Below are 24,292 nucleotides of genomic sequence, written 5' to 3' on the forward strand. Positions count from 1 at the left end.
TTTACTAGCTAAACGCTATAATTAATATTAATTATTATCCAAGTAAAGAAAGTACTCCTTGCGATTTCTGATTAGCTTGCGCTAACATAGAAGTACCTGCCTGCTTTAAGACTCGTGATTTACTCATTTCCATCATCTCTTTGGCCATATCTACATCTTTAATTCTTGACTTCGCTGATGTCAAGTTCTCTTCAGATGCACTTAAGTTATTAATTGTACTATTTAAGCGGTTCTGCTTCGCACCTAACTTTGAACGTTCCCCTGATACTTTTCCTATTGCTTTATCTATGACACCAATTGCTATTTCTGCTGAAGATTGACTCTTTACATTAATATCACCAGTTGCTACTTTTAAATCATCTTTACCCATTGCTTGAATATCTAAGTTAGTATCTTGTCCACCGTTAGCCCCTATTTGAAAAGTCAAGGAATTATCAGAACTTATATTTCCTGAAACTTGACCAGCAGTAACTTCTACTTCAGATGTAGCAGTTCCTCCAACACCACTAGCATCAAATACAACTTCATCAAATTCAACTGTAGCGCTACCACTAGCTTGAGCTACAATTTCATTGTTTTCATTTTTCACTATTACTCCATTACCTGCCGTATCAAATCTACTTACTTCATAAGTACCATCAAATTCTACTGTAGATGCTCCACTAAAAGATGCTGCTGCAGCACCAGTGTCAGATATAGTAGCACTTATACTTTTATCCTCTTGTGAACCATCAAGTAAATTCTTAGTATTAAATTCTGTTGTTTCAGCAATTCTCTGGATCTCATCACCCAACTGAGTCATTTCTTTCTGAATTTCTCCTCGATCAGCATCTGTATTACTATCGTTTGCTGCTTGTACAGATAACTCTCTCATGCGCTGCAGAATGGAGTGTGTCTCTTTCATTGCCCCCTCTGCTGTCTGGATCATTGAAATACCATCTTGAGCATTTCTTTGTGCTTGGGCCAAACCTTTAGTCTGTGACTTCATCTTTTCACTAATTGCTAGACCTGCTGCATCATCTGCTGCCTTATTGATTCTTTGACCAGATGATAACTTTTCTAATGAATCATCCATCGCTTGATTAGTCTGTTTCAATTGATTATACGAATTCAACGCTGCTACATTTGTATTTATTCTCATTATGAATTCCTCCTTGAGGTAGTTTGTATTCTCCAGCTTCCTTGCTGGAATTTATTTTTCTAGCATTTAACCATTTAACTTGCTAAATGCTAGTAGTTAACATCATAATTATCCAAGTAAAGAAAGTACTCCTTGTGACTTCTGATTTGCTTGAGCTAACATAGAAGTACCTGCTTGCTTCAAGACACGCAACTTACTCAATTCCATCATTTTTTGTGCCATATCTACATCTTTAATTCTTGATTTCGCTGCTGTCAAATTTTCTTCTGAAGCACGTAAGTTATTAATTGTACTATTCAAACGATTCTGTTTAGCTCCTAATTTAGCACGTTCACCTGATACTTTTCCAATTGCATTGTCAATAACTCCAATTGCTTTTTCTGCTGCAGATTGAGTTTCTACATTAATTGTTCCTGTTTGTACATTTAAATCGGCAGCTTTCATTGATCTAATACCTAAACTAGTATCTTGACCACCATTAGCTCCAATTTGAAAAGTTAATGCATCATCAGTACCACTAGTATCTGCTCGTCCTGCTTGAATAGTGACTGTTCCAGTATTTCCGCCGCTGCCATCAAAAGTCATGCCATCAAAAGTAGCAACGCCACCTGAAACACCACCTTCACCTTGAGCTACTATTTCCCCATTATTATTTAAAACAGTGGTAGCACTAGCAGCACTATCATACTTTACAGTATATGTGGCATTAAATTCTACCTGCCCATTAAATGTTACAGCAGCAGATACACCATCAGTTACATCTCGCTGAATTGATTTGTCTTCTTGCGATCCATCAAGTAAGTTTTTAGTGTTAAATTCTGTTGTATTAGCAATGCGATTGATTTCCTGCGTTAATTGACCTATTTCTTTTTGAATTTCCTCTCGGTCTGAATTTGTATTACTATCGTTTGCTGCCTGCACAGATAACTCTCTCATCCGTTGTAAAATTGAATGAGTTTCTTTTAATGCACCTTCAGCAGTTTGAATCATTGAAATACCATCTTGGGCATTCCGCTGCGCTTGGGCCAACCCTTTAACCTGTGATTTCATTTTTTCACTAATTGCTAAACCTGCTGCATCATCTGCAGCTTGATTAATTCGCTGACCAGAAGACAACTTTTCTAGTGAATCATTCATCGCTTCGTTAGTCTGCTTCAACTGATTATAAGCATTCAAAGCTGCTACATTTGTATTTATCCTCATATATATCAGCCCTTTGTTTAACTTGAAGCAAATACCTAACCTGAAACGATTCTTTTCAGCTTCTTTGCTGAAAATTTAGACTTAAAATCAACCTTACCCGGCCGGGATAAAATTGATTTTAGTAATCACTGCTACCTTGAAAATAGATTCAAGGCACCACCAATTACTAAAATTTTTCTTTCTATTTTAATTATCGACAAATAACTTGATCTTTTAAAATTGATTAAAACCCAAATAATCTAATTAAATCTATTTATAGAGCTTTAACACTCATTTACTAGCTTATTACCCCTTTTGACTTAAAATCTCATTTTTCTTGCTTAATACTTTTAGTTAAATCTTTTAGATTATCAACATTTATAGCAGAAGCTTTCTTATTCTCTTCTTTAATCTGCTCATATATTTCTTCGCGGTAGATATCTATATCCCGCGGAGCTTCTATCCCTAACTTTACTTGTCCGCCGCTATCTTCTAACACCATTATTTTAATATCATCACCTATCATGATACTCTCTTCTTCTTTACGAGTTAAAACCAACATCATTACATCCCTCCTTGGATGATTAAACTTCCCTGTTTATTATTTTTGTTAATTAAGCTAAAGCTTCTTCATCATCTAATAATTTATACTTAACTGGATAATCTCCTTCATTTAAAATAATTTGTTTAGCTAATTTATCATCTTTATTAATTATTATTGGAGCTTTTAAATTCATTGTCATTTCTCTTGGTTTATTATTAGGTACTGTAATCATATTAACTACTAAAACTTCTTCTTTGTTATCTAAATTCAATTTTTCTTTAACATTATCATTAAGGTCAAATTCATAGTCTTCATAAAATGTCCATGGTTCACTAACTACAAATGCTAAATCTTCGTCTTCAACTGACTGCAACCAAAATAACGATGAATCTTCCTCGGCTAATAAAACATAATCAGTTAGTTCTTCAAAACCATAAGGCCCCACTATAAATTCAACAATCTCTTCTTTATTTATTTCTATTTCACCAAACTTATTTGTTCCTATTTTCACTTTACCGCCTCCTACTTAAAATAATTTATGCTTTAACATCAACTGCTTGTACTTCTAATTTAGGCTCAGGGTCTAAATAGCCTTCTACTTTCCCCCAATTTAATTTACTTTTCGGCCAGCTAGATTGCGTGTTAACTTTTAATTTTGCTGGTGTATAATCGGTCTTAACCTCGCCAAGAGATGCTTTTATTTGAGGACTAGGCTTCCACTTTAAGGTTAGTTCTTTCTTGCTATCTTTATAGTTAGATTTTATCTGACTAATTAAAGGGTTACCATTGTTTTCAATTCTAGCTAGTTGGTCTCCTTGCTGGGCATACCTCTTAATCCCTTGCATAGACTTTTGATAACCTTCTTTAGCAATTTTATCACTATACATAGGCTGAGTTCTATGATTAAGTACGGCTCGAGTTTGATCATAATTGATCTCTACTTTAGCATGTCTAGTATTAATCTTTAATTTACCCTCTTGTTTATCAATACTAAACTCAGCTGAAGTATCAGTCTGTAAAGACATTTCAGGAGGCTTAATATTTAATTTAAGCTTAGCAAACTGTTGATTAATCCTTAACTCAGTAGACATACATCACACCTCCTAAAAAGTTATCCTCTCTAATATTAACTTAATAATTGCAAAACTCCTTGTGATTTTTGATTAGCTTGACTCAACATTGATGTTCCCGCCTGCTTCAAAACACGACTTCTACTCATATCAACCATTTCCTGTGCCATATCAGTATCTTTAATTCGTGATTTACTAGCAGTTAAATTCTTAGCTGTATTATTATTCTGATTAAGAGCATGTCCTAATCTATTTTGCACTGCTCCTAATCTAGACCGAGTCGAAGAAATAGAACTAATTGCTGTATCAAACTTATCAATTGCTTCTGAAGCAGAGTTGACTACATCAATATCACTTATCGCTAAGCTATCTGAAGTAACACTAGTCATTCCAATCTCCATTGTCTGACCACCATTAGCCCCAATCTGCATTTTAAAAGGGTCGACTTCATCAGTTTCAGGATAGATCGCAGTAAAATTATTCATATTATTATCTGAACCATCCATTAATCCACTAGAAATATCTTCAGCCGAAGTATTATTATTACCTATAGCACCAACTCCAGTTTCAGAGGTCACATCACTACTATAAAAAGATGCTCCATTTGCCTGCAAATCTGAAGTAAAATCTGCCTGTGAAGAATAATTACTACTTTCAGCAACTATTGCTCCAATTGTATTATCAGTTGTATCATTGTTATCATCTATACCTGAAATAATGTTTTGCATAGAAGAACCATCACTTTCCTGCAAATACTTCACAGATAAATAAGATGCAGAATAATCTTCACTAGTGCCATTCCAAGATGCACCATTAATTAAGTCAACTGCTCTATCTACAATATTTTGAACATCTCCAGCATTTGCAACATCATTTTCTAATCGTTCATTGGCACCATGAGCATATTCTGCTGCTCCTTCTTTAAACCAAGTCGGCATATCAAAGAAATCATCACCCATATTATCAGCCATCACTGTATGCACCATTTCATGAGCAATAATACGATCGTTATAGACTGAACCTCCATTTTGAGTTATAGAGTTTTCACCACTATCACCAGTACTAGGGTCAAAATCAGCCAATTCGATGTCCAAGGTTAAATCCTGCAAAGTAGCTGAATCACCAGCAACACTCCACTGCTGATTAACAAGAGCAGCCACCCCACCTTCAGACCCTTCTCTAAAACTAACATTTAAGTCTTTTGTTCCGGTTCCACTTAGACCATAGGCACTAGACACTAAATCTTCGCCCTGCCGCAGCCAACCATCTTTTAATTTATCAGTAATTTTTTGCTGTAAATCAGCATTAGCAGACGTTTTATTTAATAGTTTCTGATTATTAAATTCAGTTGTATTAGCTATTTTAGTTACTTCTTCATTAATCTGGTCAACTTCTGCTTGGATTTCTTCTCTATCTGCTTTAGTATTAGTATCATTAGCAGCCTGAACTGCTAATTCCCGACCTCTTTGTAATAGTGAATGGACTTCTTTCAATCCACCCTCAGCCGTCTGAACCAATGATATAGAATCTTGTATGTTACGGGCTGATTGATTAAGTCCTTTAATCTGCGACTTCATCTTTTTAGAAATAGCAAGACCTGCAGCATCATCTGCCGCCTTATTAATTCTTTTCCCGGACGATAATTTTTCAAGTGAATCCTGCATCATATCATCTGTTTGCCGTAATTGATTATAAGAATTCAAAGCTGAAATATTAGTATTAATTCTCACTTCTCTATCCTCCCTTCAACTACATACTTTTCTTATTAGCACCCCCGAATTACTATCAAAACTTCATCTATTTTAGTGCTTCTATTCTCTCTTTACTCATTACTAATTTCTAATTACTGCTTTTTTATTCTATTTAATAAAGTCTACCAAACTAGGCTGAATAATTCTTCCCCCTGAAGATAATGCTGCTCGATAAACATTTTCACTCATCTTCAAATCCATAATTGTCTTAGCAATATCAACATCTTCATTTTGAGACAATAGCTTTTGGAATTTAATTTTATCTTCTTCTAATTTATTCTTAGTTAACTGCATTCTTTTTTGTCGTGCCCCATTTTCAGACCTCATTTGTAAAATTGTATCTAAATCTTCATCTAATTCATCAATTCTATTATTAGAAATAGATTTAGCATCATCATTACGCAGATCATTTTCCAAACTATTTAAGTGATCTAATATATCTTCAAAATTTTCTCCCGATTGGTTAATCTTAAGACTAGACTGAGAGGATATTTTTCTGTTAATATCTCCATTATCTCCATTATATCCATCTCCAGATGGATGAGCTGAAAAATCATTAATTCCTTTATAAGGTTTAATTTGTGTTTTTTGACCACTAAAAATATAGCGATCATTATAAGTAGTATTAGCTATCTCCACTACATTTTCTCGTAATTGATGAATTTCATCAGCTACGGCTTGACGATCAGCTTCATTTAAAGAACCATTAGCCCCTCGGGAAGCTAGTTCTCTAGCTCTCTGCACTACTTCAGTCATTTGACCTAAAGCAGAATCAGTAGATTCACTCCATCCAATTCCCTCATCAATATTCCTGATATTTTGTTTATTTTGCTCAATTTTAGAATCCAAGTTCATACTAGTAGCTACACCAGTTGGATCATCCGATGGCAAATCAAACTGTTTCCCAGTAGACAGCTGTTCATTATACTCATTCAATTTTTCTCTATTTTCATTCAAATTTTTTATTAAATTATTTGCCATATATTCATTACTAATTCTCACCAATCATCCCTCCTTCTATCTCTTTAAACCATTAATTACAGTTCCTAAAATCTCATCCATTGTAGAAACAACTTTCGCTGCTGCATTATAAGCATGTTGATATTTAATCATATTATTCATCTCTTCATCTAAAGAAACACCTGAGATTGATTCTTGTTTTTGCTCTAAAGAAGTTATAAGAGTATCTTGATTATCAATCATTCTTTGGGCTCGCTGACTTTCTACCCCTAATTGAGCAATATTAGAGGCATAATAATCACTAAAAGTGGTAGTCCCAGAATTCATAGTACCAGCATTACGCAATCCAGACAGAGCAGATGCATTACTACCATCACCAGCATAATCATTCGTTCCATCACCATTACTATCTGCCCATTGACTTGCTGCTGCAATCTTTTGAATTCCAGCATCTTCTTTCAATTCATCTATTAAATCAATACTACCTGCATCTGAACCAGTAAAAAAGTCACGTTGGACGTTATCAGTTAATCCATAACCTTGCTGATGCTGAGCATTAACTTCATCAATTAATGTTTTAGCCATTTCATCTAATTGAGATCTATACTTAGATATATCTTTATCCCGCACTTCCAACAATCCTTCTAATTTTCCATCTTTTAATGTAACATCATTTCCATCACTCCACTGAACTTTATATAAATCATCATTAGAAGGATTAGATTTCACTTCTAATTCTGTAACATTCTCACCTTGCACAAGTCCTCGACCACTGATACTGATCCTCATTGATCCAACCTCATTTTCACTGACTTGAATATTAGTTAATTCAGACAATTTACCAACTAACTGAGTTCTTTTATCTCGCAAATCATTAGCATCTTGATTATCGCTTTCCACTCTAACAATTTGCTTATTCAAATCTGCAATTCTTTTAGCATGAGAATTAATATCTTGAACTGTTGTTTGTACTCGCGAATCAACTGATAATTTATAATCATTTAACTGTTCATCAATATGATTAAAAGTATCAGTTACTGCTAAAGCACGTTGTCTAACTGTAGCCCGCACTGCTTTACTTTCAGGTTTATTATTTAAATCTTCCATTGCATTCCAAAAATCACTCATTGTCTGCTGTACACCTTGGTCAGAAGGTTCATTAAAAATAAGTTCCATTTCTTTAAGGGATTCTTCTTTAACTTCCCAATATCCTTTAGTCCGTTTTTCTTTTCTTACTTGTTCATCAACAAAGTCACTTCGCACTCTTCTAACTTCACTAACTTCTACTCCCGTTCCCATCTGTCCTGCCCCTGAAACACTAAGTGGGTTAGTAGCTGTTTGAATCGCTTCTTGCCGACTATAACTATCATTATTAGCATTGGCTATATTATGACTTGTTACTTCTAATGACTTTTTCTGAGCCCATAAGCCCTTTTTCCCAATTTCTAATCCACTAAAAGTTGATCCCATCTTATCACCTCGAATTCTTTTCAAATTTTCTAAATTATGCTTTATGATTCAACATTGATTCAGAGCCTTGTTCTTCTGCCATAGAACCTTTTTTACCATAAGTTCCTTGCTTGCTATTGTTAGTCAATAAATTTATATTCAAATTAGTTAACTGCAGAGCATTCTTTAATAATTTATTATTTAATTGATTAGTTTCTCGTAACTTAGTAGTTAGATTTAATAATTTATTTCTTAAATCTTCTAAACGCTCCTTAGACTGAGGGTTAGTATCATGTATAAATTCCGTTAAACTACGTTCCCCGGTCAAATGCTGTCGTTTAGCTTCTAACTGTTTTACTTGCTTAACTAATTTTTCTTCTTTAGCAATCACATTTTCTAACTTTTCTATTTCTGCATCTACTATTAAATCTGTTTTCCTATCTGCTAAATTATATAAATCTTGGTATAAAGTATACTCTCCCTTTAAAATATCAACCAACTGTTGCAATCACATCATCTCCTTAAACCAGTTTGTTTAATTTAGCCTGGTTTAACATCTTTTCTGCTACTTCTTCTCCCGAAACATTATAAGTTCCTTGTTCAACCTCTTTTTTTAGCCTTTTAACTTTTTCTTGACGTGCTTCTGAAATCTTATTCATTTCAGCCTTAGCCTTCTGTAATTGCTGCGCACTTTCAGAAATACTAAAACTATCTTTTTTAGAACCAGCCTCAGTTTTGTCTGTCTTATCATTTTTATTTTGATTATTATACTTACTCAATAATTTGGAAACTCCTACAGAATCGATTTTCATCTTCCCCACCTACCTCGATTTAAAATTTTATTAAAAGGGTTAAAATTACATAATAATATAATTTCACATTACTGTTATCGAGGAAAACAAAAATTGTTTAATTGTCATTTGAAATAAAAAAAAGGGTTTAAAACAGATTAAGTCTACTATAATCGACTATTCTGCATTAAACCCGTCATTTTATATTTAATCTCTTGTAAACATTTTTTCTTGTTTATTTCTTTTACTTTTATTTTTCTTCTTTTTAGATTTGCTTTTTTGAATATCATTAGCAAGTTCATTACTACACTCACTGCAGAATTTACCCTGGCTAATTGGCTTGCCGCATTTTTGACATTCTACTTTTATATTTGAACCCTGCACTTCAACTAATCGTCCTTCACGAACAAACTTCTTTATAATTGCTTCTCCCACATCTGTTGCCTCACTCACTTGAGGAATAGTTGCTCCTGGATGATCCCATAAATAATCTTTTACTCTTTCGAATTTAGCCTCTTCTTCAGCTAAACAGTCTGGACAAATTTTTTGTCCTTTTGCAGCCGCAAATATCTGCCCACAGTTAGTACATTTTTTTAAATCCATTATCCCACCCCCGGAAGCATTAAGACTAAGATTAAGGTTAAACAAAAGTAAAAACTCAAAAAAGAATTAATCTCAAATCTAGATCAAATTGATACTCAGTCTTAATCTTATTTTTTATTGCTGATTATTTTATTTACGATCTTAAATTTAATTCCAATAATCTACTTAAGCTCAAACTAATATTTTAACTTAAGTTTAAGATCTTAAACTTTTACTCAGACTCAACCTTATACTTAGCCTTAGACTTAAACTCATACTTATATTAAATTATTCGTCAAAATTCCGCAATTCCCTTGTTTAAATTTAAATCTTTTCCAGTGGCGAGAGTAATTACTTTTATTTCTTTTGCTTTTGCCCTCAATAAAACTTTACTAGCCTGATTAACTGTTGCTCCCGTAGTATAAATATCATCAACTAACAGTATCTTTTGCTGATTTATCTGCTGATGATTTATAACTTTAAACTGCTGTTTCAAATTTTTTCTCCGGGCCAACTTCGACAATTTGCTCTGCTTAACCGTAGCTTGCTCTCGCATTAACAAACTTAGCAAGGGCCAATTGAAATAATCGGCTATTTCTTTAGCCAACAAATAAGCCTGATTAAAGCCCCGCTCTTGCATCCGACTCTTATGTAAGGGAATATAAGTTATTAAATCAAACTCCCGTGGGTCATAGAAGCGCTCAATATAAATAATCATCAACTGGGCCAAGCTTTTTGCCAGCCGTCGCCGTTTCTGATACTTAAAGAACTTAATATACTCTTTTAATCCCCCATCATAAACTCCAACTGTTCTTGCTGTAGTAAAATATCGCTCATAGCTTTTACAGTCCACACACAATTCTGTATTCTCATCTACAACCTTACCACACTTACTACAGTAATCTTCATAGACAAAGTTTATCTTCTCAATACATTTTTCACATAATTCTACTTCCCGTGCTTCAAATTCATTCTCACAAACAGGACATTTAGGAAACTCAGGATAGATCAAATCACACAATTCATTAAATAATCTTGATAAAACATCAATCACCTCATTTAATGTTAATTGAAAATTGCTTTACAGCGCTTTTTTCATTCCACTTAAAATCCGATTTAATTGATTAATCCGGTGCTGCAGTCCGGCATGTTTTTGCTCCTCTAAATACTCTAAATCTTTAGCTAACATTAAATAATATTCTAACTGTCCTAATAAAATTTTTGACTTATTAACTGCTTCTTTATATAATTCCGGAGAGTTCAATTGACTCCCCGCTAATAAGTTAGCATTAATATCTTCAGCTCTATCACGAATTTTAGAACCTAAACCTTGTCTTTGCTCACCAACAAACTCCGCTGTTAATTTATAAATCTCCAAAGTCAGATCATGGGCCAATTTAAATGATTCCAAATCTTGTGCACAATTCATCATTATTCACCTCTATTTTATCAATTGATAATAGACAATCTAAAACCTTTAATCAAATTCAAAACCTGGACTTGGCATGCCAAGTCCCTACAATTTTTTATCTTTTTCCTTTTTGTTTTTCTCTTTTTTCTTTACTTCTTGCTTTTTAATTTTTATCTTTTATTTTTACTCTTTAATCTCTTCTCATCACTTTTTTCTTCTTACTTTTTTTCTCTTTACTGCTTTATTCTTGTTACTCTTCACTGTTTGTTTCCTCTTTACTCCTTATTATTAACTGTCCTTAAATACCCTTTTTTTCTGGCCTCTTCATTAAGCGTCATAATTTGTCTCTTAGCTATTTCCATCGCTTCACTAATTTCCTCTCCTATAAACCAGACTCTGCCTTGAGGATACTTAGCCGACCGACCTGAACGACCAGCCATTTGCACTAAAGTCTGCTCATTAAACACAAAATCATAATCAGCAAATAAAACCATCACATTCGCCTTTTCAACCGTAATCCCTCGTTCCATAATCGTAGTTGACACCAAAATCGGATACTCTCCGGCCGCAAATGATTCTCTTTTTTCATCACGATTCTTATCTTGAGAGTGGCTACCCTGCACCCAGCTTTGACCATTGACAACTGGAAATCGAGGTTCTAAAAACTGAGTCACTGACCGCACTAACTTCTTTGTCGGTACAAATAAAAACACCTGGGCCAAGTCTTGTTCCACAGATAATTTCAAGCGAGCAATTACTTCCTCTGTTATGTATATTTCCCCACTATCTTGATTATATTCTAAATCAGCCGTAATTAATTCTGGCTCCGGCAAGGGATGACCATGATAGCGCGAGGGTAATTTAACTATCGGCATTTGAGAATCAAGCTGCGCCTGCTTAGGAGTGGCTGTCATATAAATTAATTTCCCCAATTTCTTTTTGGCCTGATATAAAGCCCGCTGCAGCATTGCACTACCTTGATAAGGAAAGGCATCCATCTCATCTAAAATAACTAAATCAAAAGCTCGGTGATAGCGTAATAATTGATGAGTAGTAGCAATTACCAAATCCGCCTGTTGATAGCGTTCAGTAGTGCCCCCATATAAAGCCTTGATTTTAATATCTGGAAAAGCTTCTTTCAATCTTTGAGCTAATTCAATCACTACATCTTTGCGAGGAATGGCAAACAATACCTGCCCCCCTTGAGCTAAACACTCCACAATTACATTAAAACTCACTTCAGTTTTCCCCGCCCCACAGACCGCCCACAGCATCATCTCTTCTCCTGGCTTCCACAAAAAATCAACCAACTGCTCTGAAATCTTACTCTGTAGTTTTGTTAATTGAAAGTTCAATTGTAATTGAATACTCTTAAATTCAATTTGGTTGTCGCCTGGTATTAAATACAAACCCCGACAACCTCTGGCTTCACCTAATAAAGTACAATCTTGACAATAATAATCTTGAGCATAACAATAATTGCATTCTACTTCTATTATATTAGTACTACCACAACGTTGGCAGATTAATTCCTGACCTCGATACTTAACTGATGGAACTAAAGCTAACTTATTAGTTAAACGCAACTGCAGTAAGGTTTGATCTAAATTATCAATTACACTATCATTCTCTCTCACTAATTTTATAATTTCAGTCTTATATAATTTACGCCCCTGAATTAAATGATAAACTTGATTTAATTCTTCTCGCGCAGCTAAATTAACTTTTGTTACTTCTTCAGCAGCAATCTTTTGTAAAGCCAGCTTGTCCTCTAACTCTAATTGAGTTAATAACTTTCTGAGCTGTTTTTTCTTATGGTCTAATACTCCACCTAAACTATCCATTTTGATAAAAAAATTAAATATCCTTAATCCAAAAAAATCACTATCAAAATGCTTCCACTGCCTTTCTTCTTCAGTACTAAACTTTCTATATATATAATCAGCTTTCAATAAGCTTAATTTCTCAGTCAATAAAAACAAATCCCAACTATCTTCTAACATCCCTTGCTCTAAATAATACTTAGCGTCTAATTCTGGAAATTGTGAAACTCCAACTCTATATTTTTTCTTATCTCCTACTAAATAAATTATAAATCCAGGCATATTCATAATTCTCTCCTCCTTCCATTGATTATTTTACCATTATTTTGAATTTAATTCAACTATAGGAAACAAACGCAAAAAAAATAAAAAACAACCACTTAAGGTTGGTGAGATTAATCTATATTAAGTTTCACTTTATAGTTAAGCAGTAAGACAGTTAAAGTCAAACCCAAATGCACAATCAAAAATAAGCAACCCCAAAATGGTATCTCCCTGCTCCCACACTTAAAGTAAAACTATCATTAGATGCCTGAGTAAGTTTTTCGTAGTGGCATTAAATTTAGGATGCTAATGAGTCTTAATGAAGTGAAAGAAAAATCAATTCTGTATTACTTAATTTCCAATTTAAATTAAGTGGAATTGATTTTTTCTTGAACGAATTTTAGACGAATCATCCTAAATTTCTAAACGAAGAAATGCTTGCTCAGGCATCTCGAAGCTACACTTTATATAGATTATTCTTCAAGAATGCTCTGGCCGGGTCAACAATTTTAATCTGTCCACTATAAACACAAGTTAATTTTAAACTTTCCAATAATCTCATATAAATCCTAAACTACATAATTCAGACTAAACCATTGTCTCTTTTTTTGCTACAAAAAATAGTAAATGAGTCAACAGGATCTCTCCCACTAACTCAGTCTAATTCCTTTTGCTTCACACACTTGTCACCCACAAAAATTAATACTATCTTTTTTTAAGTTTTCTCTTGAATTCAATTCATCTGCTTGCTTATATTTTAATAGTTGCTCTTTAGCTTTCTCGATTTTTTCTTGGACTATACTCGCACCTTGATCATCATATTCACTCTTCTTTATATATTTCAATTCAATCTTTTAAACTAAAAATAAAAAGTCCTTCCAATACCAGTGTTTTGAATAATCCACTCCTGAGGTTAAAAGACTAATACTATCTTCAAGGTAATAATTCCAATTTGAATATACTTTATAAGATTTGGCTACCTTCTCATCTGCTAATTTTTTTAATAAATAATCATCAATATACCCATAGTCACCAATTCGTTTTTTTCGCCCCGCTAACCAACGATAGTTATTCCTCCAACTATAGTTCATTTTTCCCCTGAGTTTTAACTTATCGCGATCTACCATCTTTTCCAATACAAAACTGGCTTCAACAGTTAATCTAGATTGCTTTGATGGGTTTAAAAATTCTTCTATAGTGCTATTATAAGGATTAACTAACATTGATTCTTTAAGATCAAATGTTAGTCTTTCACCCGGCTTAAAATTTGGCTTAGAAAAAACTCTACGATTTATTTCCCAGACCAAATTTTTATCAATTTTTAATTTAAGTTCTACTTCAGCAGTCTTAACTGCATCTAACCCTCTTAATTTTTTAGCATCAACTCGCTTCTGATTATACATACCGGACAAGTAGTCTTCTAACATTTCTGCTATTATCGGCTTCTTTTTTCTCTTCGCTTCACTGATCACTATTTGGGCTGCTTCTTTGATTTCGTCAACTGAGCTTTTATTATTTAAAGAAATTATTATCTTTTTGTTCTTGCTAAATTTAGGGCTCGGTGTTGTTTTTTGAGCTGCAATAATTTTCTTTTCTCTTTCGGCTAACATTTCCTTTTGGATTTCTGAAATATTATTTTGGGTTTTAGGTTGTTCTTTACGAGCTGTATTAGCTATTTTTTCTTTATTTTCTTTTTCTTTAACATACAACTTTAAATTCCCGCCTATTATTTCATCACAAGGATTATATTTATACTCTAGTTTCTTTTTATAATCCCTATTAAAAGTAATTGAGTGAGTAGCGTTAGGATACTCTTTATTCCCTTGTACTTCTTTAATTTGATAACATTTTTCTAATAATTGAGGATTATTTTCTATCTGCTGCATTACTCTTTGATAGTAGTTAAAAAAAACTGTCTTATCAAATTTATTAATACTACCAGCATAAGCAGCATTTCTAATTTCCCTACACTGCACTTGATTAATTATTTTTAAAAATTCTTGATTAATCTTTTTCTTTTCTCCTGAAATATTCTTTAATTCTACCTCAAAATCATGTTTGTATTCTTTTTTATAGTCTTCTACACCATACTTAACTTTTGAAATTGCATTTTTATTTTTAGCCGTCGAGGTTGACCCTAACAGCGAAGGAGAAATAGAACGATCATAAGACATTGATTTATAATACCCTTCATCTTTTACTTCTTTATACTTCTGCAACATACTCTTAACCATACTTGCGATATAATCTTCTCTTATATTTTTTCCTAAATCCCCTGCTGCTTGGGAATTCTTATTCCCTTGTTTAATATAAGGCATAAATATAGATTCATTAACTGTTCCTAAATCATCAATTCTAGTATCTTCTTGCTCTACTGAAGAAATATTTTTCGCAATTTTTATCCCTTTCTCTATAGGAAAAATGATCTCGAAAATTTCATGCTGCATTTGATATACCCGCTGCATTTCTCCAAATAGACGTAAAGTCTTTCCTAGTAGTTCATACTCTTTTAATTTTTCTTGTACTCTTTTAAAATCATCTTTTTTTATTTTAAAATATTGCTCTAAGTCTTTCTTTTCCTGCTTATTCAAATCACTATTCTCTTTTAACTGCTTGATTTTTTTATTTATCTCAGATAAAGGTTCTAAATCAATTTCATAAAAAATCACAGTATCAGAAACACCTTGATTATCAATGATATCAGGATGCACTTCTGCTAAATATTCTTTATAGTTTTCTTTTGCTTTTTTAAGTTCTTTAGCTTGCGGAAATTCAGTAGCATAGTTTTTATTAGTTTTGATAATACTTTTTAGTTGATACACATTATTGTCTTCATTTTTAATAAATCTTAAAAAATTATTTCGCTCCCCTATCATTCTCACAAAAATTGTAGACTCGGCTGTGGATAGATCTAATTTGGATTGTAAATTTCTGTCAGTAATATAAATTCCATATTTGGCTTCAATATCTACTTTTACAGCCTTCTTTTCATAATTTTGCAATTGATAAGTTGTTAGCCTAGCTTTATTCTCTTTTAAAAAACAATCTGTAATATAGCCTTTAATTCCCTCTTTAGTTTCATCTCTGCTAAGTAGTTTAAGCTCTTTTAAAAGTTGATAATACTCCTGTAGCTGTTGATTATTCCAAATTTTCAGTCCTAATAACAAACCTAAAACAACACTGCTAAATATCAAACCCGCAATTGAACCCACCACCAACATATTTCCAGCTGAGGTAGCTAAACTTAAAGATTTCACTTTTAATATTGTTTCTAACAACGAACCTGGAATATATGAACAAGCTAATAAACTACTAAGACTATTATATCCTAATACTATAAAAGTCAGCAGCCTATTATTTCTTAGCGCATTATTAAATATTCTTCCCAACATAGAAGTAAGTAAAAGACTAACTGCACCTTTAGCAGTATTTTTAAGATTCCCTTTTACTCCTTTTATAGCAAATTGAATCCATGGTTGATAATCCGCATCTAAATTGTGCTTACTAAAACTCAAAAACTCTTTCATATTACTTGCTTGATCATAAAATAATGCAGCTTTAATTTTATTAGCTTCTAAAGGATCATAATACATTTTTTCGCCCGAATAAATCAAATTATCATCTCGGGTAAAAGCAGTTCCATCTTTCTTCTTTAGCTTCCCCTGCCAATCACTACCAATTAACTTTTTCCCTTCGTCTATGACAGTATCTCCAGACTTAATTTGATACTCCCTCCGCTGATTAGAAAACAAAGTATTAATAAAAGCTAAATCTGCTCCACCATTACAACCAGTAAATGTTATTTCTGCATGAGGATATTTTGCTGCCATTTGAGCATATACGATCTGCAAACCTGTGAATTCGTCCGGTAAAACTTTTTCAGAGCCTAATTTATGACCATTATAGGCAATTACTATTTGATCATTCTCCGCTAGTCTCTTTTTTAACACTAAAACTCTAAATTCCTGTCCATAATTTTCATCTTTGTATCTTTCTGCATCATATAAATCTATTTTCTCAGTTAAATTAATTCCTTCAACATTATCTTCAGCTAGAATTTGATTTAAATTTTGAAAATCATCATTATCTTCTACAAGTTTCTTATACTCTTGAACTACATTATGTAAGTTTTCTAAATTTTCAGGCGCTTCTAACAACTTTGCAATCAAATACAAATTCACATTAATCTCTTTAACCTCAGTTAAAATATTTTTTTAACAGCTTTCTCTAATTTAGCCTTAACCTTAGCTCCTAATTCTTCTAAAATTGTTACTCTGCCGCCAGGAACACTACTAGATATCATATCTGCTGCTACACTTATCCCTACTTTTTTAGTCAACGCTTTAAGACCCAACTTAGCTTCATGCTTTTCTTTTAAATCATCCCGCGAAGCATACGGTGGTTCATTTGGAACTTTCTGTCCTTCTTTCTCTAATATTTTCTTAATCGGTTCCCAGCGTTGGTCAATATATTCTTTCATAATTTTATATTTATCTGCTCCATAAATTACTTCCCAATCTCCTAAAAAGTCACCTTCTGCATTTCCCGCTTCCATCTTTTCTTTATATTCCATTGCTACTCCGGCTTGACTTCTCATTTGAACTAAACCGTTTTCAATATCTTCATTAGTTAATTCTTCCCTTTTTTTGACTTCTTCTATGTAACAGTATTGCTCTACTTCTCCTTCTTCATTTGTTTTTGCAAATTGTTCTGGGGTTAATAGGTCTTCGAGTTTATAATATTCGGGTTCTTCACTATCTAATTCCATATTGTTTTCCTGTTTCAATTTAACAAATTCCCATTCTAAATTTGTTAAATTGCTAAAAGTTAATAATTCTTTATGTTTTACTCTAACTTTATCCATTCTAATAATCTCCTCTCTAGTTTTTATAAATGTATTTTAAATTATTCCCTAATCTGACATGCTTTAACTTGCTATAGTCTCTATTCCTGTCTCTATCTTCTATGGATGAAGAATATTTTTCTTTAATCATACCCCAGGAATAAATATATGTTGCCTTCTGTCCATTATTTTCAATTAAATTATTTGCGTTACTTTTCTTAATTTGATTAATCTTCTCCACTAATTCCTTTTGACTCATTTCATCTATTTCTTTCTGTAATTTCTTTGAAAATTCTTTACGCAATTTCATTGGCGGGAGCACAACTTCTTTCTCATCTATCTCTTCCTTTACTTGATAAGTATTCTTTATTTCATATTTGAAATCTTCATAACTAGGTGCTAATACTCTCTCATCCACAAATATTATTCCTAATTCCAAATACTCAAAAAAACCTTCGTCCTTCAAATACTGCACGAATTCAAATATATCTTTTCTCCGTTTTTCTTTTTCGGTTTGATTTTCTATCCTATCAAACACATATACATCAAGGTTTAATTCAATTCTATTATGCTCAGGGTCATTATTTACTTCTTTTCTCATTTCTTTTAAGCTTTTTGATTTATAACCAGCCCACCAACTTCCGTCTCCGGTGACTTTGTGTTCTACATCAACTTTTAACAGAACTCTTTCTCCAAATTGACTTTTAACTTGCGGCAGTAAGTACTTTTCCAGATCTATATTTCGAGCTACATAGCTGTAACTATCTCCTACTTCTCCTAATCTACCATACGATAATTTATCTACTGTTGCACTAGCATAATAATAGTCATCCCACTGTTTCTTGCTTCCAATAATTGCTTTGGGATAAATTCTTGCTTGGTAAAATACTTGCCCTCGACTGCTTCTAGTTCCTATCCTATCTACCATAAACTCTTTACCATATTTCTGATAGAGATGACTCTTCATTTTTGCTCTCACATCTTCTTTATTATGATATCCAAAATAGCTAGTCACATCTCCTATAATTGAAGGAAGGATTAAAATGATTAATATAACATATATAGCAGGTTTTAAATTTAGTTTCCCCATTCCTTTTTCACCTCTACTAATTAATAATTTGCAGCCTTCTCTATTTATTATTATATAACTTGCTTACATTTTCCTGCTATTAATTGTTATATTTTTCTATCTTTTCATGGTTATTGCATTAGTTGTCAGAAAACCTTAATGGGCTTGCCTTTGGGCTGAATGACAACATTTTAGAAATAATTGAATATTATTTCTAAAATAAGATATACTAAATATAAGTCAAAAAAATGAACCCCTACGATAAAGAGCAAGCGACAACCAAGCTGCTCTATAAATTCACAAAGGGTAAAAAAAATATAATACATTACCGTCGGGCTGACGGGAATTAAAGCTTCTGGAGGCGTTGTAAGTTGCCTCAACCAGTCTTTTGGCTGGTCTAGAAACTGTAAGACCTGATTTGTCTTGCCATTTATGGTAGGTTCAGATTAGGCTCGTTTTAATGAATGAAGAAACCTGAACGGGCTTGCCCTTCAGGTAGGTCATTAGTCACCTTATTAGCACCCAAAAAATAGTAAATGAGCCAGCAGGACCTCTCCCACTGGCTCAATCTCATATTCTTTCTTCTTTTGTGATCTTGAAAATAGTACTACTCTCGGAAAACTAATTCTACTATCCTATTTCATTCTTGAGTTCTTTGACTTCTTCTTTTGATAGTTCACTTGATTTGACTATTATATCTACTGTTACACCATTCTTCAACATATTCTTGACCATCTCTCTTTTCTTTTTCTGCTTTCTTTCTCTCCTCTTTTCTACCTTCTTCCTTGCCTTTTTTTCTACCTTCTTTCCTACCTTCTTTCCTACCTTCTTTTCTACCTTCTTTCTTACCTTCTCTTCTGCCTTTTTCCTCTCCCTTTCGTTTTGCTTCTTCCAAATTACTGATATGGTCATGGATAGCCTTCTGCCTAGCCTCATATTCTTCTCTAGCATCTTCATCATGACTCAACACTTCTAGAGATTCGGCAGCTTCTTTCAGCTCTGCAACTCTTTCCTCAATCATCTCTACCACCTCACTCTCAGGATTTTTGAGAAATAGCAGCCAAGGTATTAGATCATTTTCAATCTCATCTAGACTCTCTATCTCTTGATACTCAGTATCATCAAATTTAGTCAATTCAATGAAATGTATCTCTTCTAAGTCAGTTAGAACTTGATTAGTATCCTTCTCTTTGAGTAAAAAAGCGTTATGATATCCATCCATCGCCTCTAGATAATCAAAGTTTAAAATATTGATTGCTACTGTCTTATTTAGTTTGCGATAAGGATCTCCACTCTTTATTTGAGAAGTATATAATCGCGCCCAGTAAAAAAGGGATCTTCTTTTCATATTAAATTGGTTCTCTAGCTGTATCTCTACATTGATCTTAGTTTTATCATTTGCAGTAGCCTTGACATCTAAACGGGATAGTTTATCATCATCCCAAGTCTTATTGATTTCAGCATTATCTATCTCTATTTTCACTATCTCTTTTTCTGTGTTTTTAGTTGCAAATACTGCATTCAAAAAAGCAATTAAAATATTAGGATGCTCTTCAGAACCAAATATATTCTTGAAGACAAAATCAACCTTCGGATCCATTAATTCTTGATCTTCTTTATCTTCTATTATAATCTTATTCATTAAATTCTCCTCGTATTTACATTATACCTTATTCTTAAGGGTTTTAAAAGGTCATTTACAAATCCTATATTCTTTATTTTACCTCAAAATATATTTTGTATACCTGAAAATCATAGCAAAAAATGAAAACTTCCGAGCGTTAACCTCAGTTAAAATATTTTTCTTAATAGCTTTCTCTAATTTAGCCTTAACTTTAGCTCCTAATTCTTCTAAAATTTTTACTCTACCACCCGGAACACTATTAGATACCATATCTGCTGCTACACTTATCCCTACTTCTTTAGTCAATGCTTTAAGTTCCAACTTAGCTTTACCCTATATGTTAGGATAGTTGAAAATTTATTGGCAGTAGATGTAGAACTGGATAAAATAGTTGAAGCCAGCGAATTATCAAAAGAACAAATAATGAGGATAAAGAAAAAATCTCAGCACTAATTATATATAAATAAGATCCCATTTTTGAAAAAATGGGATCTTATTTATTATCACAATTTACAATGTGCTCTAAAAAAGGTAGCAAGATTACTCCTACTAGCTCATTACTTATTCTTGATTCCTCTCCCATAAATGATTAAATAGTTTTAAATTATTTAATATTGCTTTACATGTTTTATTGATTGATTCATTAGTTGCTTTAATAATAAGCAATCCCCATACTCTATCATAAATATATTGCTTATCAATATTCTTTTCAATGAACTCCCAGGTGTTTTTAGATAAATAAAAATACCTATTATTTTGCATTAATAATCTCATTCTATCTAACTTAGAATAATCTTCAAATATCATATCATGTTTAGATACAGAATCTTCTACAAAATCCTTAATCTTCGTTAAGATTTTTTCGACTTTTGGATGAATCGTCTCTCCTGGTTCCCAAAGCATTAAACCATCTAAATCTTCAATGTCATATTCCTGCTTTTGACTCTCATTTTTCATTTCCTCCATCATCTCTAACATCTCATTATTAATTTCAACTTCATCATCAGAAGATACAACCTCATTGTAAATCTCTTCTAGATTACATAAATGATTAAGTTTCTTCTTAAAAACTTTCTTTGCTTCCTCTGAAGATATATCTATCTTAACACTATTACTGAGGCCAGACATCTTTAGAAAAGTCTTTCCAAAAAGCGAATCTATTGTCTCAGGCGCCTCAGAATCAGCATCATTAATATCAAGATTAACTCCACCGTCTTTTGTTTTCTCATTCTTATTAATAAATTTAAGCACTCTTTCAACAAAAGCAGCCGCATCATATTTACAGCCATCATCATCCAAAATACATATGTCGCAAAGCATCTCTAAATCAAAACCGAGCTCTAAATAATTTTCAAGATAATTACCAAAACCTATCTGCCCTATCTCATAACTATTCATTTTTGCAGTATAATATTTCCTGACTGCTGCAGTGGTGAAATGATTTCTAACAAAATCCCCTAATTCTTTATCTTCTTGATTGATAGTTAACTCAAAAAAAGCCTGTAATTTACTATATTCTCCTTCTAATTGTTTCTCTAATCTTTTTAAAAGTTTCTCATTATTAGCCCGCTCAGTCAGGTTAACTGGTTTCTTTAGTATGCTATTAACCCATTCTATAGACTTTTTCATTTGGGCTTTTGTCACATCTCCATTGACGTATGCATATTGAGGAAAACGACTTTCGATCAAACAAGCAATAGCTAAAATATACATATGATAAGGATAGCCCTGTGTTTTTGCATCAAATACATTTATCTTTCCCACAGTTAAATTTTGAATCTCTTCACTCATTTGTGACTGCCAGTTAATCCGTGAAATTAAAATATCATCACAGTCAGATTCTTCCCTAAATCTATCATAATAACTCAAATCTCTTAATAACATAAAATCTTCAGCACTCTTCATTGTAGTCATATCACCAAAAGTATACCAGCCTAATCGATTGTCATAAGAAGCAAACTCCCGTTCCTTGCTACGGGTAGTATAAGACCACTTATAATCATATTTTTCTTCATCTACTATTTCGTCCATAAAATCATATTCCTGCAGCAAAAGAAGTGTTTCTTCATACACACTTTCCCATTCATCATCATCAATTTCTTCTGGAATTATATCTAATGTGATTCTAACTCCCATACTATCTCTCCTTAATTAATTATTTGATTTTATTAGCTGTGATAATTATTAGTATACCATGATTAAATAAAAGATAGTATAGCAATTCTTAGCAATAATTTCCGATAATCTCATATAAATCCTAAACCATATAATTCAAACTAAAAAATTGTCTCTTCTTTTGGCAACAAAAAATAAAAAAGAGCCAGCAGGGTCTCCCAGCACTGGCTCAGTTTAATATCCCTTCTTCTTTTGTGGTCTTGAAAATAATGCTACTCTCAGAAAACTAATTCTACTATCCTATTTCATTCTTGACTTCTTCTTTTGATAGTTCACTTGATTTGACTATTATATCTACTATTACACCATTCTTCAACATATTCTTGACCATCTCTCTCTTTTCTTTTTCTGCTTTCTTCCTTTCTTCTTCCCTACCTTCTTCTTTTCCTTTTCGTTTTGCTTCTTCTAGATTACTGATATGGTCATGGATAGCCTTCTGCCTAGCCTCATATTCTTCCCTAGCCTCTTCATCATGACTCAACACTTCTAGAGATTCGGCAGCTTCTTTCAGCTCTGCAACTCTTTCCTCAATCATCTCTACCACCTCACTCTCAGGATTTAATACCACTATTTAAATACCTTATATGTTAGGATAATTGTCGCAAGGAATAAAAAAACCAGCCCTCATTACAAGGACCGGTCCTCATCCAATCATCTATTGTGTTAAATAATCTGATAATACAGGAATTACCTGTTTCTTTCTTGATAGCACATCATCTAAATAAACCTCATTATTCTCTACTGTCACATCAAAAGCATTTTCTACTACTTCAATCCCACTATCACTTACCATTAGCAGGCTACCTTCTGCTAAAATATCAGTTACTAATAGAACTAAGAATTTATAGTCATTCTCCTCTACCAATTCTTCAATACTAGCTAAGATATCATCTTTGATACCGTCTACTTCATCAACATCCATAACTTCAATTTGACCAACACCAATTGTATCGCCTGCAAATTGATATTCTTTATAGTCATTAGTCACTAGTTCTTTTGGCTCTAATTTCTTAACTACTGAGCCAGCTTTAAACATCCGCACACCATAGTTTTTAATATCTACTCCTAATTGTTCGGCTAACATTTCAGCAATTTCTTTATCAGTCTCTGTACAAGTTGGAGACCGGAAAATAACTGTATCAGATAAAATAGCAGATAATAATAGCCCAGCCATCTTATCACTAATCTCTACATCATTTTCTTGATATAACTTAGTCACAATTGTAGAAGTACAACCTACTGGTTCATTACGGAAATAGATTGGATTCCCTGTCTCAACATCACCAATCCGATGATGGTCAATAATCTCTAAAATTTCTGCCTCTTCAATTCCTTCCACAGCCTGACTCTTTTCATTGTGGTCGACTAAAATAACTTGATCATCAGCAGTTACCTCTTCTACTAACTCAGGTTCATCAACATCAAATTCATCTAAAATAAATTCCGTCTCTGCATTAATCTTTCCTACTCTAATTGCTTCTACATCCGCACCTAACTCCTGCTTCAAATTAGCATATGTAAGTGCTGCACAAATTGAATCCGTATCAGGATTCTGATGTCCTACTACATAAGTACTCATCTTTATTTCCCTCCATTTTTTAATTTATAATTGA

At 32.9% G+C, this 24,292-nt stretch carries 23 protein-coding genes; all 23 read right to left on the reverse strand.

The annotated features are described in order from the left end of the window. Window positions 1-34: 34 nt before the first annotated feature. The 23 genes from JOC47_RS15765 to JOC47_RS11570 all read right to left on the reverse strand — a co-directional run bounded on the left by JOC47_RS15765 (window position 35) and on the right by JOC47_RS11570 (window position 24,258). A complete protein-coding gene (locus JOC47_RS15765) occupies window positions 35-1,141 on the reverse strand; it encodes a flagellin N-terminal helical domain-containing protein (RefSeq protein WP_204702219.1) in 1,107 nt (368 codons plus the stop codon). Between the two features lie 108 nt (window positions 1,142-1,249). Then, on the reverse strand, window positions 1,250-2,344 hold the full coding sequence (locus JOC47_RS11465; protein ID WP_204702220.1) for a flagellin N-terminal helical domain-containing protein: 1,095 nt from the start codon (window positions 2,342-2,344) through the stop codon (window positions 1,250-1,252). Window positions 2,345-2,651: 307 nt separating this feature from the next. After that, window positions 2,652-2,888 carry a carbon storage regulator CsrA gene (gene csrA / locus JOC47_RS11470; RefSeq protein WP_239551158.1) on the reverse strand — a complete coding sequence of 79 codons (237 nt, stop codon included), beginning with the start codon at window positions 2,886-2,888 and terminating at the stop codon, window positions 2,652-2,654. 49 nt (window positions 2,889-2,937) lie between these two features. Further along, on the reverse strand, window positions 2,938-3,378 hold the full coding sequence (gene fliW / locus JOC47_RS11475) for a flagellar assembly protein FliW (protein ID WP_204702221.1): 441 nt from the start codon (window positions 3,376-3,378) through the stop codon (window positions 2,938-2,940). Between the two features lie 25 nt (window positions 3,379-3,403). After that, on the reverse strand, window positions 3,404-3,958 hold the full coding sequence (locus JOC47_RS11480) for a DUF6470 family protein (protein ID WP_204702222.1): 555 nt from the start codon (window positions 3,956-3,958) through the stop codon (window positions 3,404-3,406). A gap of 35 nt (window positions 3,959-3,993) precedes the next feature. Then, on the reverse strand, window positions 3,994-5,667 hold the full coding sequence (locus JOC47_RS11485) for a flagellinolysin (protein ID WP_204702223.1): 1,674 nt from the start codon (window positions 5,665-5,667) through the stop codon (window positions 3,994-3,996). 129 nt (window positions 5,668-5,796) lie between these two features. Then, window positions 5,797-6,690 carry a flagellar hook-associated protein FlgL gene (flgL, locus tag JOC47_RS11490; RefSeq protein ID WP_204702224.1) on the reverse strand — a complete coding sequence of 298 codons (894 nt, stop codon included), beginning with the start codon at window positions 6,688-6,690 and terminating at the stop codon, window positions 5,797-5,799. A 15-nt stretch (window positions 6,691-6,705) separates the two neighbouring features. Continuing rightward, on the reverse strand, window positions 6,706-8,118 hold the full coding sequence (flgK, locus tag JOC47_RS11495; RefSeq protein WP_204702225.1) for a flagellar hook-associated protein FlgK: 1,413 nt from the start codon (window positions 8,116-8,118) through the stop codon (window positions 6,706-6,708). Window positions 8,119-8,152: 34 nt separating this feature from the next. Then, window positions 8,153-8,605: a flagellar protein FlgN gene (locus JOC47_RS11500; protein WP_204702226.1), complete on the reverse strand. Its 453-nt coding sequence runs from the start codon at window positions 8,603-8,605 to the stop codon at window positions 8,153-8,155. Between the two features lie 13 nt (window positions 8,606-8,618). Then, complete coding sequence (flgM, locus tag JOC47_RS11505) at window positions 8,619-8,909, reverse strand: flagellar biosynthesis anti-sigma factor FlgM (protein WP_204702227.1); 291 nt, start codon at window positions 8,907-8,909, stop codon at window positions 8,619-8,621. 186 nt (window positions 8,910-9,095) lie between these two features. After that, on the reverse strand, window positions 9,096-9,491 hold the full coding sequence (locus JOC47_RS11510; protein ID WP_204702228.1) for a TIGR03826 family flagellar region protein: 396 nt from the start codon (window positions 9,489-9,491) through the stop codon (window positions 9,096-9,098). A 274-nt stretch (window positions 9,492-9,765) separates the two neighbouring features. Then, complete coding sequence (locus JOC47_RS11515; RefSeq protein WP_338035348.1) at window positions 9,766-10,524, reverse strand: ComF family protein; 759 nt, start codon at window positions 10,522-10,524, stop codon at window positions 9,766-9,768. A gap of 27 nt (window positions 10,525-10,551) precedes the next feature. Then, window positions 10,552-10,902: a four helix bundle protein gene (locus JOC47_RS11520; RefSeq protein WP_204702229.1), complete on the reverse strand. Its 351-nt coding sequence runs from the start codon at window positions 10,900-10,902 to the stop codon at window positions 10,552-10,554. 254 nt (window positions 10,903-11,156) lie between these two features. Then, the gene (locus tag JOC47_RS11525) at window positions 11,157-12,992 is read right to left on the reverse strand and encodes a DEAD/DEAH box helicase (RefSeq protein WP_204702230.1); all 1,836 of its coding nucleotides are present in this window, start codon (window positions 12,990-12,992) and stop codon (window positions 11,157-11,159) included. 662 nt (window positions 12,993-13,654) lie between these two features. Next, window positions 13,655-13,813, reverse strand: a complete 159-nt coding sequence (locus tag JOC47_RS11530; RefSeq protein ID WP_204702231.1) for a hypothetical protein — start codon at window positions 13,811-13,813, stop codon at window positions 13,655-13,657. Between the two features lie 9 nt (window positions 13,814-13,822). After that, window positions 13,823-17,149: a hypothetical protein gene (locus JOC47_RS11535; protein WP_204702232.1), complete on the reverse strand. Its 3,327-nt coding sequence runs from the start codon at window positions 17,147-17,149 to the stop codon at window positions 13,823-13,825. Window positions 17,150-17,169: 20 nt separating this feature from the next. Further along, window positions 17,170-17,832, reverse strand: coding sequence for a hypothetical protein (locus tag JOC47_RS11540; RefSeq protein WP_204702233.1), 663 nt, complete (start codon window positions 17,830-17,832; stop codon window positions 17,170-17,172). A 16-nt stretch (window positions 17,833-17,848) separates the two neighbouring features. Then, a complete protein-coding gene (locus JOC47_RS11545) occupies window positions 17,849-18,901 on the reverse strand; it encodes a hypothetical protein (protein ID WP_204702234.1) in 1,053 nt (350 codons plus the stop codon). 655 nt (window positions 18,902-19,556) lie between these two features. Next, entirely contained in the window at window positions 19,557-20,522 is a 966-nt protein-coding gene (locus JOC47_RS11550; protein WP_239551160.1) for an Rpn family recombination-promoting nuclease/putative transposase, read from the reverse strand. A gap of 78 nt (window positions 20,523-20,600) precedes the next feature. Continuing rightward, window positions 20,601-20,825: a hypothetical protein gene (locus JOC47_RS11555; protein ID WP_204702235.1), complete on the reverse strand. Its 225-nt coding sequence runs from the start codon at window positions 20,823-20,825 to the stop codon at window positions 20,601-20,603. Between the two features lie 240 nt (window positions 20,826-21,065). Continuing rightward, the gene (locus tag JOC47_RS11560) at window positions 21,066-22,640 is read right to left on the reverse strand and encodes a hypothetical protein (RefSeq protein WP_204702236.1); all 1,575 of its coding nucleotides are present in this window, start codon (window positions 22,638-22,640) and stop codon (window positions 21,066-21,068) included. Between the two features lie 274 nt (window positions 22,641-22,914). Continuing rightward, on the reverse strand, window positions 22,915-23,214 hold the full coding sequence (locus tag JOC47_RS11565; protein ID WP_204702237.1) for a hypothetical protein: 300 nt from the start codon (window positions 23,212-23,214) through the stop codon (window positions 22,915-22,917). 120 nt (window positions 23,215-23,334) lie between these two features. Further along, window positions 23,335-24,258: a putative manganese-dependent inorganic diphosphatase gene (locus JOC47_RS11570; protein ID WP_204702238.1), complete on the reverse strand. Its 924-nt coding sequence runs from the start codon at window positions 24,256-24,258 to the stop codon at window positions 23,335-23,337. Window positions 24,259-24,292: the final 34 nt, after the last annotated feature.

Origin of the sequence: Halanaerobacter jeridensis, assembly GCF_016908315.1 — a bacterium.
Taxonomy (GTDB): domain Bacteria; phylum Bacillota; class Halanaerobiia; order Halobacteroidales; family Halobacteroidaceae; genus Halanaerobacter; species Halanaerobacter jeridensis.

Bases quoted from the DNA above. Each gene is read 5' to 3' on its own strand.
- JOC47_RS15765 (WP_204702219.1), bottom strand. From the start codon at position 1,141: ATGAGAATAAATACAAATGTAGCAGCGTTGAATTCGTATAATCAATTG.
- csrA (WP_239551158.1), bottom strand. From the start codon at position 2,888: ATGATGTTGGTTTTAACTCGTAAAGAAGAAGAGAGTATCATGATAGGT.
- flgK (WP_204702225.1), bottom strand. From the start codon at position 8,118: ATGGGATCAACTTTTAGTGGATTAGAAATTGGGAAAAAGGGCTTATGG.
- JOC47_RS11525 (WP_204702230.1), bottom strand. From the start codon at position 12,992: ATGAATATGCCTGGATTTATAATTTATTTAGTAGGAGATAAGAAAAAA.
- JOC47_RS11465 (WP_204702220.1), bottom strand. From the start codon at position 2,344: ATGAGGATAAATACAAATGTAGCAGCTTTGAATGCTTATAATCAGTTG.
- JOC47_RS11570 (WP_204702238.1), bottom strand. From the start codon at position 24,258: ATGAGTACTTATGTAGTAGGACATCAGAATCCTGATACGGATTCAATT.
- JOC47_RS11550 (WP_239551160.1), bottom strand. From the start codon at position 20,522: ATGAATAAGATTATAATAGAAGATAAAGAAGATCAAGAATTAATGGAT.
- JOC47_RS11510 (WP_204702228.1), bottom strand. From the start codon at position 9,491: ATGGATTTAAAAAAATGTACTAACTGTGGGCAGATATTTGCGGCTGCA.
- JOC47_RS11520 (WP_204702229.1), bottom strand. From the start codon at position 10,902: ATGATGAATTGTGCACAAGATTTGGAATCATTTAAATTGGCCCATGAT.
- JOC47_RS11545 (WP_204702234.1), bottom strand. From the start codon at position 18,901: ATGGGGAAACTAAATTTAAAACCTGCTATATATGTTATATTAATCATT.
- flgM (WP_204702227.1), bottom strand. From the start codon at position 8,909: ATGAAAATCGATTCTGTAGGAGTTTCCAAATTATTGAGTAAGTATAAT.
- JOC47_RS11560 (WP_204702236.1), bottom strand. From the start codon at position 22,640: ATGGGAGTTAGAATCACATTAGATATAATTCCAGAAGAAATTGATGAT.
- JOC47_RS11565 (WP_204702237.1), bottom strand. From the start codon at position 23,214: ATGATTGAGGAAAGAGTTGCAGAGCTGAAAGAAGCTGCCGAATCTCTA.
- JOC47_RS11480 (WP_204702222.1), bottom strand. From the start codon at position 3,958: ATGTCTACTGAGTTAAGGATTAATCAACAGTTTGCTAAGCTTAAATTA.
- JOC47_RS11540 (WP_204702233.1), bottom strand. From the start codon at position 17,832: ATGGATAAAGTTAGAGTAAAACATAAAGAATTATTAACTTTTAGCAAT.